This is a genomic window from Microbacterium sp. XT11, from assembly GCF_001513675.1.
Classification (GTDB): domain Bacteria; phylum Actinomycetota; class Actinomycetes; order Actinomycetales; family Microbacteriaceae; genus Microbacterium.
This window is the reverse complement of sequence record NZ_CP013859.1, coordinates 2,821,185-2,837,960: the sequence shown is the minus strand read 5'-3', so window position 1 is coordinate 2,837,960 and position 16,776 is coordinate 2,821,185. Positions and strand designations below refer to the sequence as shown.

Below are 16,776 nucleotides of genomic sequence, written 5' to 3'. Positions count from 1 at the left end.
GGAGCCGCGCTCATGGGGTACGTGCTCGTCGATCTCGACGACGAGCAGGCCGTCGCCGCCGCGAGGAACGCCGACCCGCAGCTTGAGCCGTTGCAGCCGCACCAGCTCCTGCTCGCAGACGCGCTCAACGCAGACTATCCACGCGCCGTGGTCGAGATCCCCCGGCGCGGCACCAAGACAACCACGATCCTGTGTTGGTGTCTCGGCCGGTGCGTGACGCGCCCGCGCTACAAGATCACGTTCTCGGCGCAGACCGGCATGGCCGGCGTCGCCGCGCTCGACGAGTGGGCTCGCGACGGCCTGGACCGCATCTCGCCCCCGGACGACGAGGGCATTCCGCCGTGGCTCCGCGGCGTCAAGCGGAAGCCGGCCGCGCAGGTCCGCCACGAAGCACTGTTCGGAATGGACGCGATCCCGCACGCCGAGCCCGAAACCTACGGCCGCGGATTCCGAGTGCTCCGAGGGAACACCAAGGCCGGCGTGTACTTCGACAACGGCTCGAGCTTCCAGGTGGTCCGGCCCGAGCCGAAGGCGTACCGCGGCAAGGCCGCAGACGTGTCATGGATCGACGAAGCGCAGGAGATCGAGCCCGAGGACAGCGCCGCGCTGCTCGCCGGCATCCTCCCGCTGCAAGACACCCGCCCGGACTCCAAGATCATCGTGTCCGGCACCGCGGGGGAGCAGCGCGCCGGCATCCTGTGGACATTCCTCGAGCAGCTCCGCGCAGGCAAGCCCGGAATGGGCGGCCTCGACTACGCAGCGCCCGAGGACACCCCGTGGAGCGTCGTCGAGAACGTCGATGCCGCGATGGAACTGCTCGCGACCGTGCACCCCGGCGTCGGCACCCTCACCACCATCGAGACGATGCGGGAACGGTGGCACGGCATCCCGCGACCCGAGTGGGCGCGAGAGTACATATCGCTGTGGCCCGAGACGTACGGCGAACGCGCCGTGCCCGGTGAATGGTGGGCGCGCACCGAGCGCGCTAAGCGTCCACCGCTCCCGCGCCGCGTCGCATTCGGTGTCGCGATCAAGCCCGGCGGTGGCGTGGCCGCGATCGTCGCCGCATACCGCGACCACAAGAAGCGTGCCGTCATCGAAGTCGTGGACCACCGCACCGGCACGCTCTGGCTCCCCAAGCGGATGCAGGAACTCACACGGAAGTACCCCGGCAGCTCCATCGCGTTCGACGACATCGCAGAGGGCAAGGCCACCGCGACCGAGGCCGCACGTCTCCGCCCCAAGCCCCGCCTGCGCATGCAGACCTACCGCGAGACCGCCGCCGGCTGCATTCAGTTCCTGAGAGACCTCGAGCGCGGCACGCTCATCCACTTCACCGGACAGACCGGGCTCGACGTGGCCGTGGAGCGCGCAGCGAAACGGGAGACGCGCAACGACCAAGGCGTGTGGCTGTTCACCCCGATGGAACGCGGCGACGACATCACCTGTCTCGACGCCGCCGTGCGAGCCCTCCGCAACTGGGACCAGCACTTCGACGCCAAGACCAACAGCGACACCACCGGGATCGTCGCAGCATGAGCAGCACCGGCCTCATCCGCCGCGAGATCACCCGCGACGGCAAGACCGTTCGCTACGTCTACGTGTTCTGCAACGCCTGCCCCTACTGGCACGCCTTCGCCTGGACCGTACACGAGTCGTTCGACCCCGCCGAGCGACACCTCATCAACGTTCATAACATCGACGCCCGCACCGCCAGCAATCCCCGCCGGCAATGGGAACACAGCAAGTCGGAGGACCGTAACCATGGGTAACGCCAAAGCGCGGACAGCGGGTCGCACGAGCACGAAGGCGGATCCGTTCGACGACGAGATGTTCGCGAACCGCAACGACCGCTGGCTCACGCCTCTCGAGATCATCCGCTCTCTCGGAGACTTTGACCTAGATCCGTGTGCCGCGCCGGGGCATCCGACTGCAGCTGAGCGGTGGACGCCAGAGGAAATCGGGGATGGGTTGTCTATGCCGTGGTTCGGCCGTGTGTGGTTGAATCCGCCGTACGGCCGAGAATCGCGCGTATGGATGGAACGCATGGTTGTGCACGGTCACGGAACCGCGCTGATCCCCGTCGCAACCGGAACGCGACTCTGGCAAGAGGTCGTGTTTCCCCACGCCACGGCGATCCTGTTCTATCGGCATCGCGTCACCTTCATTCACCCCAAAGGTGACAGCGGCGGCATGGTCTCCCCAGCCGCATCCGCGTTGATCGCGTTTGGGAACCGTGATGCAACGGCGCTCCGGGATTCTGGGCTCCCCGGCTACTTCCTGCCGGTCGCATACGACGAAGAGCCACGCGACACGCCGGTCTGATCCGGAAAGGTAACACCCTCTCCGGATCGTTGGACGCGTGAAACTCTCCCGGAAACTCGCAGTCATCGAGAAGGCCGCCAGTGGCAATCTGTTGCCCTTCCCGTCCTCTCCCACGGCTGTTACGTCCGGGATCGTCTCGCCGTGGTCTGACGGTGAGCTCAACAAGTTCGTGTGGTCTGACATCTACGGTATCGAGGCCGCGAAGGTCACCCGCAAAGAAGCCCTGAGCGTGCCGGCGGTCGCCGCATCCCGCCACCGCATCGTTCAGCTTGCTGACCGTCCGCTCCGCGCGCTGAATGGTGCGGACGACGTGACCACCAAGCACCCGTGGCTGTACCGAACGGACACGGCCGTGACGCCGTGGATGCGTCTGGCGGCGACGCTCGACGACTGGATTTTCTACGGAGAATCGCTGTGGGTGCTAGAGCGGGGATCGCAGCAGGAGGGCATGAGGTACGCGCCGATCCTTGACGCTCTGCACGTCCCGTTCGACCGGTGGGAGGTCTCCGCCGCCGGCGAAATCCTCATCGACAAAGCGCCAGTGCCGGCCGAGTCCGTCCTCTACTTCCCCGGCCCATTCGAGGGATTGCTGAACGTCGCGCCCGAGACGATCCGCGCGGCGAAGGCGCTCGAGCGCGCATGGTCGTCGCGGGTCCGCAACCCCACCCCGACCGTGATTCTCGAAGAGAAGGAACAGGGGACGGTCAGCAAGAAGGAGGCGACGAAGTACGTCACCGCTGTGTCGCGGGCACTGCGAGACCCGGACGGCGCGGTGTTCTTTGTCCCGCACGTCATCAACCTGCGCCTCGAGTCCGGGGCCGGCATCGACGTGCTCGAGGGCGCGCGCAACGCCGTCCGCATCGACATCGCGAACTACCTGAACCTGAACGCGTCCGCGCTTGACGGCGCGAAGCCGCAGTCGTCGCTCACGTACGAGACGCAGCAGACCGAATCACAGGAGTTGCAGGACCGTCTCGCGTTCTGGACCGCACCCCTCGAGCACCGCCTGTCGATGGACGACGTGGTGCCGCGCGGCACCCGCGTCCGGTTCGATTTCGCCACCACGACGCCGGCGCAGACCGGCACCCCTACGGAGGATTGAAATGCCCAACCTCATCATTGAGTCCGGCGTGCTGCTCGCGTCCGAGGACGACCGCACGGCAGGCGGCCTGCTCGTGCCGTTCAACGAGAAGTGCCGCAGCAACCTGGGCGAGTTCATCGTCGAGCCCGGTGCTCTCACCCTGCCCCGTCACCCGTCCGGTGCCGTGTTCACCGACGAGCACGATCGGGTAGTCGGTGAGGCTGTGCTGCTCGCAGAGGAAGCGGACGGCATCCACGCGACCTTCCGCATCGACGAGACCCCCGAGGGCGACGCCGCTCTCGCCGCGATCCGCAGCGGCAAGCGTCGGCACCTGTCCGTCGAGGCCGCACACATGGTCATTCAGGGCGGTAAGGCGGTCGCCGGCCGGCTGTTCGGCGGCTCGCTCGTCGAACGTCCCGCGTTCCCGTCCGCGGTGCTGCTCGCCGCCGAGGGCGACCAGATCGAGACCCAGGAGAAGGAACCGACCGAGACGAAGGAAGAGACCACCGAGACGTTCACGGACGAGCAGGGCGTCGAGCACGTCCGCAAGAGCACCCGAGTCACCCGAGTCCAGGGCGACACCACCACCATCACCGAAACCATCGAGATCACCGAGCCGGAACCGCCGGCAGAAGGAGACACAGACATGCCCAACGCAACCGTGCCCGGTACGCTGCTCGCCGGCCAGCACAACCAGAACCAGACCTCCGAGCCGGTTACCAAGGCCGCGTTCGCCAAGATCGTCTCGACCGCGATGCGTCAGCCCGAGCAGGCCCACACGCTGCTCGCCGCGTTGAATGACGTGAAGATCAGCGGCACCGGTGCAGTCGGCACCGCGGCCGTCGCCCCCGACTACATCGGGGAGATTTGGAGTGGCCAGCCGTTCGCCCGCAAGGTGATCCCGCTGCTCCAGCACGGAGACCTCACCTCGCTTCGGACGATCGGGTGGCGCTGGGTCGTCAAGCCCGAGGTCGCGGAGTGGGCCGGCAACAAGGCTGCCGTGCCGTCGAACACGCCGACGACCGAGCCCGACGAGTGGACCATTCAGCGGTTCGCGGGCGGCTGGGACATCGCCCGCGAGTTCGTGGACTTCGGTGAGACGGAGGTCATCGAGTCGTTCCTGACGGCCGCCGCCGGCTCCTACGCACGCAAGTCCGACGACTGGACGCTCGCGCAGCTCCTGGCTGCCGCGACCGCGACCGCCGTCACGGACGTGCCCACCGGCATCCCGGCCGCTCTCGCCGGCATCGTTGACGGTGCTCTCGCGGTGATCGCGAACGACGCCCGCCCGTCCTACGCGCTCGTGAACCCCGCCGACTATCGGCCGCTCCTGTTCACCCAGAAGAACGACACGCTCGAGTACCTGAGCATGGCCCTGGGTCTGGACGAGGGATCGCTCGACGGCTTCAAGATCGTCCCGCACACGGGCATCACCGCCGGGTCCGTGCTTGTCGGCGCGCGTGAAGCGGCCGCGATCCACGAGCTTCCCGGGTCGCCCATCCGGGTCAACGCGCTCGACATGGTGAAGGGCGGCATCGACGAGGCGCTGTTCGGTTACGTGCAGTTCCGCGGCTACTACGCCGAGGGCATCCAGCTCGTCTCGCTCACCCCGGCCGGCGCTGGCGCGTAACCCCGACGTGCGGCAGGCGGCCCCATACCCCCCAACCGCCTGCCGCACCCCACCACCCCGAAAGGACCGCACACCATGGCCGTCGAATGGATCACCCCGGACGAACTCCCCAACCTGTGGGACACCGCCGAGGGCATCGACGACGACCTGCGCGCCGACCTGCTCGACGCCGCGCAGGATGCCTGCGAGGCGTGGCTGCCGGCCGAGGGCGACCCCGAGCGGCCCCGTGACCGCACCATCCGCCTAGCGCAGCTCTCGCTCGTACGCGGCCTCTGGAACGACGCTATCGGCGGCGAGTCAGGCGACATCGGCGCGGACGGCTTCGACTTCAATCCGCCGTGGCTCGCTCGGGAGGCCCGCCGGATGATGCGGCCACCCCGAGGCGGCACGTCGCTCGCCACAGGGCACGACCCCGACCCGGAACCGGTGGTGCCGTGATGGCCGGATACGCCGAAGTCCGGGCACGGCTCGAGAACGACCTGCTCTCAAAGATCGAACCGGGCGCGTTCCAGTTCGTGCCCGTGCAGACCCGCATCGACCGGCCGTCGAAACCGACGCTCATGCTCAAGCTCGCCACCGTCTCCCGCCACCCCGGCGCGCAGAGCGTGCTCATGCCGTCGTTCATCCTAACCGTCATCAGCGAGAAGACGGACCCCGGGCAGGCCGATCAGCATTGCGACGAGCTGCTCGACATCCTGCTTGCCCCCATACAGAAGCTCCGCTGGGTCGCGTTCCGCGGCGCGGAGAAGGTCGCATTCCAGACGAAGTTCACCGCCTACGACATCCAGCTCGAGGCGCTCACCGCAATCAAGAAAGAGGCGTGACCATGCCATTCAGCCCGCTCTACCTCACCGAGTCCGTGCTCAAGATCGGCTCCGGGACACCCACCGATTTCGCCGGCGAGATTTCCGGCGCGCGCCTCGTGCCGTCCAGCAGCTCCGCGACGTGGAAGGGACTCAAGCGAGGGTCCGTGTTCTCCGCCGGCGGTCTCGCGACGTGGGTGCTCACCGTGAACCTGGGCCAGGACCACGAACTCGCCACGAGCCTGTCGAACTACCTGTACGACAACGAGGGCGAGACGGTCCCGTTCACGCTCGAGCCGATCGCCGGCGGCACCGGATTCTCCGGTGTCGTCGTCGTGCAGGCCGCGGAGATCGGCGGCGATGTCGATCAGTTCGGTACCGCGTCGGTGTCGATGCCCTGCAAGGGCAAGCCTGAGCGCACCGCCCCGGCCGGCGCGTGACCTCGCGAGGTTCCGGATGCTCCGCGTCAGTGCGCTCACCAGCTCCGAACTGTTGGCCGTGCTCCGCGGGCTCCGGAACCTCGACCGGGACACCAAGAAGGTTCTGCGCCGAGAACTCAAGGGCATGGCCGAGCAAGCATGGAAACAAGCACTCGCGCAGCACGCCGACACGAGACTCGAGCAGCGCGTGCTCGTCAACTCCGGCCGGGTCCGCGTCTCGGATCAGAACGTCCGGCTCACGTCAGCGTCACTGTCCCGCAGCCTCTCTGGCGGTCTGAAACCGTCCGAGAACTACGGCCCGGTGGAATTCGGTGCCGGACCCAATCCGGGAGCGCGAGAGACGGCCACGAGCCGGCGCGGCACCCGATTCGAACGCAACCGCGACCCGAACCGACCGTTTAAGGCACCCAACCGCCGAGGGTACGTCGTCTACCCGGCGGCGGCATCCGTCATCCCCCGCATCCTCGCCATGTTCGTCCAGACGTTCGTCAGAGCAATCCACGAAGCACTCGAAGGGAAGAGCCGATGACCAAGGGCATCGACCTCGCTATCGCGGCTGATACCCGCGCGGCTATGTCCGCGATCAACCGCGGCATCATCGACCCGCTCGAGGACGTATCGGACCTGCTCGACAAGGTGGGTGACGAGAGCCAGGACGCCGGCCGCGACCTCGAGCGCAGCATGCGCGACGCGCAACGCCGCACCGACGACGCCGCGGACGAGATCAAGCGCCTCCGCGACGAGCTGAACAAGGCCGGCAGGGCAGGCAAGGACAGCGGCGACGACGTGCACCGCGGGATGCGGCGAGCAGCGGACGCCGCGAACGAAGCCAGCGACGAACTGCGCCAGAACCTGGGCGAGACATTCTCGTCATTCCGCGGTGATCTCGAAGACCTGCCCCAGATCGCACAGGACGTGTTCGGCGGGCTCGCCGGCTCCGTCGATTCCCTCACCGGGTCGATCGGTCTCGCCGCCGGTGCCGCCGGCATCGGATTGCTCATCGCGGCCATTCAGACGGCCGGCGAAGAACAGCAGAAGGTCAAGGACCGGGCGGCCGACTGGGCGAACGCGTACATCGAAGCGGGAGGACGCGTTCTCGACTTCGACACCAAAATGGCCGGCATCAAGCAGGTGCTCACCGAGCAGTACGACGAGGCCAAGAAGAACGCCGAACTGTGGGGCGTCAGCGTCCAGACCGCAGCGGCCGCGATGTCCGGCAGCGAGGAAGCGATCAACCGCGCCCAAGCCGGCATCAACAAGATGAAGGACGGGGCCGACGAACTCGCGGCGAGCGGGGCCACCGTCACCGACCAGTTCGGCAACATCACTCTCGCCGGTAACGACCTGGCCGGTACGGCCGTCGCCGGCCAGGCAGCTCTCGACGGCTACAAGCGGTCGCTCGAGATCGCTACCGCCCAAGCCGACGCCTACAGCATCGCCCTCATCGACACCGCTCGCAGCACCGCCGGCGCGACGGAAGCCGTCGACGAGTTCGGGGACACCGTGATCTCCCTTCCTGACGGACGACAGATCTACATCGACGCCGAAACGGGCCAGGCCACAGACGACGTGAACGCGATCCAACAGAAGATCTACGGCGTCCAGGGCAAGACCGTGAACATCACGGCGAGAACGACGGTGGACACGTCCGAGTATGACCGCGTGGTGCGGCGTATCTCCGGAACCACGCTCAAGATCGGCACGCGTGTAGTGACGAGTGGGTGGGACCAGTGAGCACCATCATCACCTACACAGGCGGCACGATCACGCCGGCAGTCGTGGAAGGGTTCGAAGCATCGAGACCGGCCCGCACCATCGTGCACACGATCCTGGGTCGCCCCGACCCTGACATCACCTTCCGGCCGGCCGGCTTGCAGAGAGGCACGCTCACCCTGGTGTTCCCTAACGGTGCACAGGCGCGAGCCGCCGAGGCGGCGCTTGTCGTCCCGCGCGTGTTCACCTTGACCGACATCGACGTGCCCGAAGTGGCCATGCAGTTCGTTGTCGCGGACGGCGACGTGACCACGCGACTCGATCTTGAGACGCAACAGGCGTGGATCGTTCAGGTGCCCTTCCAGGAGGTGGCACCGTGACGGCGTTCTCGACGCACGACTATAAGGTGCGCGTGCCCGATCCTGCCGGCGATGTCATCCTGTCGCCGGCGGAAGACCGCGGAGGCGACATCACGCTCGACGCGAGCCGCAAGCCCCACGTCGAGGCGTCGCTCACGGTGGCAGTCGAGGACGCTTCGCTGCTGAGCAAGCTTGACCCGCGCGCGTCTCGCCGTGTCGTGATCGATGTGGCATCGTCCAGCGACGACGGCTCGCAGACCAGGCTGTTCGATCTCGGCATCCGCAGCGCCGATCCCGACCGGGCCGGCGGCACCGTCGAGCTGACCCTCGCATCGGACGAGGCGATCCTCAACGATTACGCGCAGCTGGTGGACGACGTGACGCCGCGCACGTTCCAGTCGTCGTTGCGGGGCGTGTGCGAGTACGTGCTGAGCAAGGTTCCGGGCGTTCTCCGCAACTTGGAGCCGAACTCGCGGGCTCTCAGCACCGGCACCCTCGCACCGTATGGGCCTCGGTTCGGCTGGGCGCGGTCGTTCGTGACCACGGGTTCGCCCGCGCCGGATGCGCCCGCGACGGTGGTGCGGTTCACGTCGCCCGAATCGGGCAGTGTGAGCGGGCGTGGGGTGGACTCGTATGGAAACCCTGACCTCGCCGCGCCGGGTACGTCGGGCGGATGGCTCGAAGGACCGCGAGTAACCCCGGGCCAGACAATCACGATCTCGCGTTTCATACGGCTGTTCGTGGGAAAGACGACGTGGGTCACCCGCGTGCGGTTTCACAATGGCGCTGGCGCATGGGTCGGCAGCACGATGAGCGGTGCGGTGGTTGAGCAGACACTTGCCAACAACTGGGCGCGGCCCTCGTGGACGGGCGTGGTTCCTGCGGGCGCGAAGTACGTAGCGATCTCGACCGTGATGGCGGGTGCCACGGCGCTGACGACCAGCACCCTCATGGACATCACGGGAGTGATGACCGAGACGACTGACCGGGTTCGGTCGTGGCGTGAGCAGGCGCTGGAACCGGGCGGACCGGATGCTGACGTGACCGCTTACTGGCCGGTGGCAAGTCTGGTGTCTAACCCGTCGTTCGAGACGAACACGGACGGATGGGCGGCCGGCACGAACGCCACCGCGCCGGCACGATTCAGCGACACCGCGCAGGGCGAGGTCAGCGGTGCGTGGGTCGCCCGGTGGGCGGCGAACGCGGCCGGGTCGTCGTACATCGACTACCAGGACATCTCCATCCGCCCTGGCGTGTCCTACGTGCTCTCGGCGTACATGTACTCCGAGGATGCGGCGCGCAACGGTCGCGTGATGATGCGGTTCAAGGCTGGGAACGGCACGATCCTCCGCGACGTGTACGGGCCGACGACGGCCCTGAAGTCGGCGGAGTGGACGCGTCTGAGCATCATCGCGACGGCTCCGCCCGGTGCGGAGAAGGCCACGCTGCACCTGGAGCACATCGCGACGGCGGGCGGGCAGGCGGCACGCGCGGACGGCGTGATGTTCCACGAGGGTACCGAGCTCATCCCGTACTTCGACGGCGCGACCGTGGACACGGCCGCTTATGACTTCGCGTGGACCGGTCCCGCGCATGCCTCCAACTCGACCCGCACACCGAGCGTCGAGCGGCCTCCCGAAGCGCTCACCTGGCGCGCAGGCGTGTCCGGCATGGATTTCCTGGAACCGCTGCTCAAAGCCTCCGGCCTCCGCATCGTGTGCGACGAGCTACGCCGCTGGAGCCTCCGCGACGCCGACTACCGCGCAGACGGCAACCAGACCTACCGCTACGGTGCGAACATCGAGACGGCCGTCGAATCGCTCAGCCGTGAGGACGATGCGTGGTTCGACGCGGCGGTGTACGAATACACGTGGACCGACCGCGACGGAATCGCGCAGCGCCGCGTGGACGCATTCGGCCTCAACGCGGCACCGACGAAGGTTCTCCGCGTCGAGGTACGCGACACTCCGTTCCCTGGCCCCGGTCGCGCCGAGCACATCGTGCGTCGAGCGCAGAGCCGCGGCCGCACCGTCACCGTGTCAGCAATCCCGACGTGGCTCGAGCAGACCGACCAGCCGCTGAGCATCCTGCTCGAAGGCACGCCCATTCAGACGGGTTTCGCCGGGTCCGTGCGATACGACCTCGCGGGCGACACCGTGACGGTGACCAGCCGCACCGCCGACACCCCCGCCGCCGCCTGGATCCTCATCCCAGCGGGGCAACGCTGGATCGACTCGCCCGCGGGCGGGACATGGAAGAACGAGGTGATTTGAGATGCCCGAAAGCTACACAGGCAACGAAGGGACCACCGCCGCCGCGAACGGCATGGCGGCGATGGACGGGAACGAGGACCGCCGTAACGGGTGGCTCGCGATCAACAAGACCCGCGACTACATCGTGGCGAAGATGAACGCCGCGATCTCAAGCGCCGTCGCGCAGGCCAAGGCCTATACCGATCAGAAGTTCGCCGCGATCAGCCTCACCTGGAACGCGATCACCGGCAAGCCCACATCGTTCCCGCCGTCCGCGCACAACCACGACCAGCTCGTCTCCGGTAGCTCCCGCTGGGGCATCGGTGGCGCAGGGGAGTGGTGGACGAACAACGCCGTGGGCGTCTATGGAAGCTTCGCCGCGACCGGGCGTGTGGACATGCCGAACCTCTCGCCCGTGACCAGCGGCTACGTCGCCATGTACAAGAACGGCGACGGCCGCGTCGGGATCAGCCCGTCTGCCCGCCGATTCAAGAAGGACATCCGCTCCCGCACCTACACGCTCGAGCAGCTCGCCGCGATCCGTGTCGTAGAGTACCGGCTCCGCGCCGCGGTCTACGGCAACGGTGACGCACCGATCGACGTAGGCGTGATCGCGGAAGAACTGACCGCCCCCGGCCTCTCCGAGTTCGTCGCCTTCGACGAGGACGGCCAACCGCTCTCGGTCCACTACGAACGCATCGTGCTCGTCGTTATCGGCGCGATGCAAGAACTTATGCACGGCGTGGAACTGCTCACGCAGCGCATCGAAGCATTGGAGGCGCACCATGCAGCGCGTTGACATCGGACACGGCCGCGGCTGGCTCTCTCCCGCGCCCGCCGCCTCGCTTGCTCGCATCGACCGTGCTCTCGGGCATCCGTTGCAGATCACCGAAGCCGGCCGGACGGGCGAGCGACAGCAGGAACTACGCGACCTCTACCTGGCCGGGAAGGGCAACTACGCCGCACCACGCGGAGAGAGCCCGCACGAGCGCGGCGACGCGTTCGACTCCGATGAGGCGCAACGCCACCTCGCCCTGCTCGAAGAGCACGGATGGTATCGCCCCCTTCCGTCGGAGCGGTGGCACTTCCTCTACCGCGCCTCGCAGGACCGTCACCGTAACGACCCCACTCCGGCCAGCACCCAGCCGGCCGCAACACCCCCAACCGAGATCGGAGAAGACATGTTCATCGCAGACTGCCCCAACGGGTCGTTCCTCGTCGTCCCCCAGGGCAACGGCAAGCCCCGAGCCGTCGTCCTCGACGGCGACTCCGGCGCCGAGCGCGCCGGCATCCCGCGACTCAAGTTCCGCAGCACGGGGAGCATAGAGATGCTCACCGCGGCAGTTCAGTTCTGAGAGGCACACCCCATGAACAAGACCGTCATCTTCATCACGTTCGTGGCCCTCGCCGCGATCGGCCTCGCCGGCACCGTGCTCCTGCTCATCGTGCGCCCCGAGTCGGTGTCGTCGTTCACGACCCTACTCATCACCGTGCTGGGGCTCGCGACCACCGCGGCCGGCACGTTCTACGCACTGGGTAAGCAGGGGCAGGAGCTGCAGACGATCAAGCGCAACACCAACGGCACCCTGACCGCCAAGGACAACGAGATCGCCACCCTTCGCGCCGCGCTCGCGGAGCATGCACCCGAAGCGTTCCGCAAGGTCGAAACCGTCAGCACGCCTCTCGTCACGCGTGCGCAGCTCCGGGAGGACAGATCGATAGCCGACGATTAGCCGCCGTAGCGAGCCTCGGAGCGCTTGTACGCTTCGAGGTCTCGCTCGTATCGGTCGCCCGCCAGCCAGAGCGCGTGTGACCGCATGGCCGAGCGCACCGCGCCACGAACCACGAAGTAGAGCAACAGCAATCCAAGGCCACCGAGGATCACCGTGGAGACGATGTACGAGAGTAGATCGATCATGCGGCGAGCATAGCCCCACCTTGGATAATCGTGGCCATAGCTGCTTCCCTGCGCTCCGCACTCGTGATGTGCAGGTAGCGCTCGGTCGTGGCGAGCGAGGAGTGCCCGAGCATCTCCTGCACCGCGCGGAGGTTCCTCGTCGCCTGATAGGCCGCGGTCGCGCCGGCGTGCCGCAGTGCGTGCGGATGCCACCCGGTGATGCGCTTGATGATCTTGTGCACCGACTGCGGATGCAGGTGCCCCGCCGTTGCCCCTGGGAAGTACGCCCCGTACGGTTGCTCATCCTCGAGCGTCGTGAGTGCGAGCATGAGGGGAGGGTTGATATCAACGAACCGCTCCTTGTCACCCTTCCCGCGGATGATGAGCGTTTCGCCAACGCGATCACGCATATGCAGCGCCGCGATCTCTGAGAGACGGAGGCACGCATACCGCGCGAGCATGACGAGCGCGCGGTCGCGTGCGCTTGCATTGACGAGAGCTCGCGAGACGGCGGAGTCCGCAGCGATGCGAGGAACACGCTTGCGTACCGGGATCGGATCGAGCAGCAACGTAGGATCGAACATCACGAGTCGCTTCGCTGACGCCCACCGGTAGAGCAGCTTCCAAGACGCGAGGATCGAGTGCCGGTACTCCGCGGAGTACCCGCGCGTCACAATGAGTGCTTGCTCGATCTGTTCGTCCGTCGCGAGCGCGAGCTGCACATGCGCGGCAAGCATCCGCGCGTGGCGGACGCGCAACTTCACGGTTCCCTCAGCGCGGTAGCTCGCCAGCAGCCACTGCTCGAATCGGCGGATCATTTCGTCGTTAGTCAAGGGAATGTCCATACTCCGAACGAAGCGGAATATCGGTTGCGCCGCATTGCGCTCTAGGCCGCCTCGCGCCAGTCGCTAAGCTGAACCAACGGCTTGAAACCGGCAGGTTCTTGGTTCGAGTCCAAGCCGGGGAGCCCATAGAAGGCGTCACATCCCACGGGATGCGGCGCCTTCTCCCGTTGTTGACGACGGTGTTCGCGATGCAGTGCCGCGTTGCCCGGTCAGGCCGTCGCCGGGTTCCATGGGGGTTGCCGCGATCGCGGCACGGTACGCGGCGACGGCTCTGTCTTCACGTTGCGTCTGCAGGATGTCGAGGACAAAACCGGTACCCAGGCATGCAGCGCACAGCACGGCTCCGAGGACGACCGACCCGGTCAGCCGGCGCAGATTGGAGTTCACGATACGGCGGTCGCGCTGCTCGCCGTGAACGAAAGCCGCCGTGAGTCGTTCGCGATGAGTCCTGGTCGATTCGAGGAGTGTCTGGTCGTAGTCGATCACGCTGCCTCCCCGGTTCGCCGGCGCTGTTCGAACACGACGCGGCGGGTTCCGAGCACGAGAGGTGTGCCCCACGGGATCGGGGTCGGGACATGACGCGGGAGCTCGTCATCACTGGCGTCCAGCAGTGTTCCGCCACTGGAGCCCAGATCGGTGACGACCAGGCCAGCCGGGGTGGTCGGATATCAAGACGCGCACCTATACGGGCGACGTCGACAATGTCCTTGTCGAGGCCGAGAAACCCGACTCGCATGTTGCGCTCTTGACGATCGACTCAACCCCGGCCGGCGTTCCGACATGATCACCATCAACGCCGACTCCACCTGCGAACCTGGCGACTGGCTTGACCTCATCGAATCGTTCAGGCCGGGCGTCAGTACCGGTGAAAGCGTACCGACGAAGGACGATCGCACTACTGAAGCGCCAACTGACAATCCTTCTTTCGGATACAACGCTGATGGCACGCCGAGGTTCTGAGACGACGAAGGCGACTGATCTTGTCGAATCAGCGCCTGTCGGCCGCAGCTTCGATACGGGTGTTCACGGTGGTCATCTGCGGCTGTAGCCGATGACACACCCCGGTCTCACGACACAGTACGGCCTCACGAAACAGCACCGTTTCACGCCACAGGGCCCCCGCCGATCGGCGGGGCCCCTGTGGCGTGTGCGTCTGAGATCAGCGCGCGGCGCCCTTGAGCGACGTGGAGATCTGACCCGCCGGGTCGGAGATGATGCACTGGATCACGCGGTCGTTGTACTCGTTCCAGGTGGTCTCGGTCGGCGTGAGCGGGTAGACGTTCAGCTCGGACTCGTTGAAGCCGATGCCGACGAAGTTCGTGAAAGCCTCGCCCGTGCACTGCTCTTCGGATGCCGCATCGATGGCGTCGGACGAGTACTCTCCGTCGGGCATCGTGTACTCGAAGTACACCTCTTCGTCGTGCGGCTCATCGCACGGCACGACGTCGGCGTCGGAGACGAGACCGGAGCCGCTGGCCATCTTGCAGTCGCCGAGCTTGAGCGAGAAGATGTCGATGTTGGCGCTCTCGGTGACCTGACCGGTCTCCTCGTCGCGGTTGGCGTCTCCCGAGCCCCCGCCGAGGATGCCGTTGAGTGCACTGCATCCGGTCAGTGCGATCGACAGCGCTGCCGCCGATCCGACGAGCGCCAGAGCGTGGCGCGTACGCAGCTTCATCATGTGTTACCCCTCCAGAACCGTGGTGCGCGGACGTGGGACCGGCCCGCCTACGAAACGCTATCCGCCGGTATTCTGTGATGCAACTTGAAAGAACCTGTGATCGCGCTGGGAGCGATCACCCTTCGAGGTCGTCGACGCCCGGCAGCCAGCTGACGCCGGGGCGGCCCCATCCGCGTTTCCGCGCGATCTTCTGAGTGGTCTTCCAGTCGCCGTCCGACAGGCGATCGATGTACAGCACGCCGTCGAGATGATCGAACTCGTGTTGCATGATCCGGGCGCGCCATCCGTCCACCACGATCTCGACAGGGGAGCCGTCGAGATCGGCTCCGGTCACGCGCACCCGCTCAGATCGACGAAGCGGGAACCGCTCGCCAGGGAAAGACAGGCAGCCCTCGGACTCGAGGTCGGGGTCGGGATCGCCGGGCTCCAGCGGGACCATCCACAGCTCCGGGTTGATGAGCACGCCGCGCCACGGCTGGTCGTCGTCGTCGACGTAGGAGTACGTGTAGATGCGCAGCGGCACACCGACCTGCGGCGCCGCGAGTCCCACTCCTGGTGCCGCGTCCATCGTCTCGAACATGTCCGCGATCAACGTGCGGATCTCGTCGGTGATCTCCTCGACGGGAGACGCGGGGGAGTGCAGGACGGGATCGCCCATGATGCGAATCGGAAGTACGGCCACGCCATAACCCTACTGCGCGGGACTCGGCAGGTAGGGTCGTAGGGTGAGCTTCAGCGTGTGGATGAGCGGGACGGATGTCGGCGACCAGCTCGTCGGCGTCTTCCAAAACCCGCGACTGCTGCTCGGCATCCCGCTCGCCCTTGCTGGTGCGGTGTTCATGTCACTGGGCGCGCAGTACCAGCACCGCGGCGTGGAGAAGGTGGAGCGCCTGAGCGGAGCCGACGGTGCCGCAGGCCTCAGTCTCGATCAGATCCGCCGGCTGCTCACGCGACCGTCGTGGATCGCCGGCACCCTCATGCTTGGTCTTGCGATCGTCTGCCAGCTCGCCGCTCTTGCTCAGGCGCCGCTCATCGTCGTGCAGCCTCTCGGTGCGATCGCCCTCGTCATCACCACGCTGCTGAACGCCCGCGTGTCGGGCCATTCACCAACACGGCAGTCCATCACCGCGATCGCATGCTGTGTGGGCGGCATCTTCCTCTTCGTCTCGTTCGCGGCGCTCTTCGCCACCGAGAAGAAGATCACCGACATCGAGTTGTTCACGATCCTCGCGATCCTCCTCGTCGTCATCATCGTCCTCGGCGCGTGCTGGCTGATCCTCCGCCACCGGATGCGTGCACTGTTCTACGTCATCGGCGCCGGAATCCTCTACGGGTTCGTCGCCACGCTCGCGAAGGCTGTCATCAACCGCATCGAGGCGGGCGACTTCGAGTGGATCACGCTCGTTTGCCTCATCGCCCTCGTCGCCGCCGGCGCGGTCGGAGCGTACTTCGTGCAGACCGCGTACAGCTCTGGGCCACCAGATCTCGTGATCGCCGGTCTGACCGTCGTCGATCCTCTGGTCGCCGTGCTGATCGGCATGGTCGTGCTCGGAGAAGCCGCAGCCGCACCTGGCTGGGTGCTGGTGATCTTCGGGGTGGCCGGAGCCGTCGCAGTCTGGGGCGTGGTCGGCCTGGCACGCTTCCATCCTCAGGTTCTCAGCGAGAGCCAGGAGCTGGGCATCACGCGCGGCAGCGACCCCGCGTCGGACCCCGACGGCGACACGACGCGCTGACGCCCTCCTGCTGGACCACT

General features: G+C 66.8%; 22 protein-coding genes. 17 read left to right on the top strand and 5 right to left on the bottom strand.

The window, feature by feature from the left end:
* The first annotated feature begins 12 nt into the window (after positions 1-12).
* The 15 genes from AB663_RS13460 (at position 13) to AB663_RS13390 (ending at position 12,336) form a co-directional block, all read left to right on the top strand.
* The gene (locus tag AB663_RS13460) at positions 13-1,539 is read left to right on the top strand and encodes a hypothetical protein (protein WP_067200151.1); all 1,527 of its coding nucleotides are present in this window, start codon (positions 13-15) and stop codon (positions 1,537-1,539) included.
* Entirely contained in the window at positions 1,536-1,772 is a 237-nt protein-coding gene (locus AB663_RS13455; protein WP_067200147.1) for a hypothetical protein, read from the top strand. The genes AB663_RS13460 and AB663_RS13455 overlap by 4 nt, the downstream gene beginning before the upstream one ends.
* A complete protein-coding gene (locus AB663_RS16945) occupies positions 1,765-2,325 on the top strand; it encodes a DNA N-6-adenine-methyltransferase (protein ID WP_083511248.1) in 561 nt (186 codons plus the stop codon). Before AB663_RS13455 ends, AB663_RS16945 begins: the two co-directional genes overlap by 8 nt.
* Positions 2,326-2,362: 37 nt before the next feature.
* Complete coding sequence (locus AB663_RS13445) at positions 2,363-3,427, top strand: hypothetical protein (RefSeq protein WP_067200141.1); 1,065 nt, start codon at positions 2,363-2,365, stop codon at positions 3,425-3,427.
* Between the two features lies 1 nt (position 3,428).
* The gene (locus AB663_RS13440; protein ID WP_067200138.1) at positions 3,429-5,036 is read left to right on the top strand and encodes a phage major capsid protein; all 1,608 of its coding nucleotides are present in this window, start codon (positions 3,429-3,431) and stop codon (positions 5,034-5,036) included.
* A gap of 75 nt (positions 5,037-5,111) precedes the next feature.
* Positions 5,112-5,474, top strand: a complete 363-nt coding sequence (locus tag AB663_RS13435; RefSeq protein WP_067200135.1) for a hypothetical protein — start codon at positions 5,112-5,114, stop codon at positions 5,472-5,474.
* Entirely contained in the window at positions 5,474-5,860 is a 387-nt protein-coding gene (locus tag AB663_RS13430; RefSeq protein WP_067200132.1) for a hypothetical protein, read from the top strand. Before AB663_RS13435 ends, AB663_RS13430 begins: the two co-directional genes overlap by 1 nt.
* Positions 5,857-6,279, top strand: coding sequence for a hypothetical protein (locus tag AB663_RS13425; protein WP_157541083.1), 423 nt, complete (start codon positions 5,857-5,859; stop codon positions 6,277-6,279). The genes AB663_RS13430 and AB663_RS13425 overlap by 4 nt, the downstream gene beginning before the upstream one ends.
* A 16-nt stretch (positions 6,280-6,295) precedes the next feature.
* Positions 6,296-6,808 carry a hypothetical protein gene (locus tag AB663_RS13420; RefSeq protein WP_067200127.1) on the top strand — a complete coding sequence of 171 codons (513 nt, stop codon included), beginning with the start codon at positions 6,296-6,298 and terminating at the stop codon, positions 6,806-6,808.
* Positions 6,805-8,013, top strand: a complete 1,209-nt coding sequence (locus AB663_RS13415) for a hypothetical protein (protein ID WP_067200124.1) — start codon at positions 6,805-6,807, stop codon at positions 8,011-8,013. Before AB663_RS13420 ends, AB663_RS13415 begins: the two co-directional genes overlap by 4 nt.
* The gene (locus tag AB663_RS13410; RefSeq protein ID WP_067200121.1) at positions 8,010-8,372 is read left to right on the top strand and encodes a hypothetical protein; all 363 of its coding nucleotides are present in this window, start codon (positions 8,010-8,012) and stop codon (positions 8,370-8,372) included. Before AB663_RS13415 ends, AB663_RS13410 begins: the two co-directional genes overlap by 4 nt.
* A complete protein-coding gene (locus AB663_RS13405) occupies positions 8,369-10,624 on the top strand; it encodes a hypothetical protein (protein ID WP_067200119.1) in 2,256 nt (751 codons plus the stop codon). The genes AB663_RS13410 and AB663_RS13405 overlap by 4 nt, the downstream gene beginning before the upstream one ends.
* A gap of 1 nt (position 10,625) precedes the next feature.
* Positions 10,626-11,402, top strand: coding sequence for a tail fiber domain-containing protein (locus tag AB663_RS13400; protein WP_067200116.1), 777 nt, complete (start codon positions 10,626-10,628; stop codon positions 11,400-11,402).
* Positions 11,389-11,958: a hypothetical protein gene (locus AB663_RS13395; RefSeq protein ID WP_067200113.1), complete on the top strand. Its 570-nt coding sequence runs from the start codon at positions 11,389-11,391 to the stop codon at positions 11,956-11,958. The genes AB663_RS13400 and AB663_RS13395 overlap by 14 nt, the downstream gene beginning before the upstream one ends.
* A gap of 12 nt (positions 11,959-11,970) precedes the next feature.
* Complete coding sequence (locus AB663_RS13390) at positions 11,971-12,336, top strand: hypothetical protein (RefSeq protein ID WP_067200110.1); 366 nt, start codon at positions 11,971-11,973, stop codon at positions 12,334-12,336.
* On the opposite strand, the gene AB663_RS13385 is transcribed toward AB663_RS13390, so the two are convergent.
* The 3 genes from AB663_RS13385 to AB663_RS17220 all read right to left on the bottom strand — a co-directional run bounded on the left by AB663_RS13385 (position 12,333) and on the right by AB663_RS17220 (position 13,831).
* Positions 12,333-12,521 carry a hypothetical protein gene (locus tag AB663_RS13385; RefSeq protein ID WP_067200107.1) on the bottom strand — a complete coding sequence of 63 codons (189 nt, stop codon included), beginning with the start codon at positions 12,519-12,521 and terminating at the stop codon, positions 12,333-12,335. The genes AB663_RS13390 and AB663_RS13385 overlap by 4 nt on opposite strands.
* Complete coding sequence (locus tag AB663_RS13380; protein ID WP_198147870.1) at positions 12,518-13,333, bottom strand: tyrosine-type recombinase/integrase; 816 nt, start codon at positions 13,331-13,333, stop codon at positions 12,518-12,520. The genes AB663_RS13385 and AB663_RS13380 overlap by 4 nt, the downstream gene beginning before the upstream one ends.
* A gap of 147 nt (positions 13,334-13,480) precedes the next feature.
* On the bottom strand, positions 13,481-13,831 hold the full coding sequence (locus AB663_RS17220) for a hypothetical protein (protein WP_157541080.1): 351 nt from the start codon (positions 13,829-13,831) through the stop codon (positions 13,481-13,483).
* 294 nt (positions 13,832-14,125) lie between these two features.
* On the opposite strand from AB663_RS17220, the gene AB663_RS17215 reads away from it, so the two are divergent.
* Complete coding sequence (locus tag AB663_RS17215; RefSeq protein ID WP_157541077.1) at positions 14,126-14,305, top strand: hypothetical protein; 180 nt, start codon at positions 14,126-14,128, stop codon at positions 14,303-14,305.
* 199 nt (positions 14,306-14,504) lie between these two features.
* Here the strand turns inward: AB663_RS17215 and AB663_RS13375 are convergent, their stop codons facing one another.
* Both AB663_RS13375 and def read right to left on the bottom strand, forming a co-directional pair.
* Complete coding sequence (locus tag AB663_RS13375; RefSeq protein ID WP_067200100.1) at positions 14,505-15,023, bottom strand: septum formation family protein; 519 nt, start codon at positions 15,021-15,023, stop codon at positions 14,505-14,507.
* A 115-nt stretch (positions 15,024-15,138) separates the two neighbouring features.
* On the bottom strand, positions 15,139-15,705 hold the full coding sequence (gene def, locus AB663_RS13370; RefSeq protein ID WP_083511246.1) for a peptide deformylase: 567 nt from the start codon (positions 15,703-15,705) through the stop codon (positions 15,139-15,141).
* Between the two features lie 61 nt (positions 15,706-15,766).
* Between def and AB663_RS13365 the strand changes: the two genes are divergently transcribed.
* Entirely contained in the window at positions 15,767-16,756 is a 990-nt protein-coding gene (locus tag AB663_RS13365; RefSeq protein ID WP_083511366.1) for a DMT family transporter, read from the top strand.
* Positions 16,757-16,776: the final 20 nt, after the last annotated feature.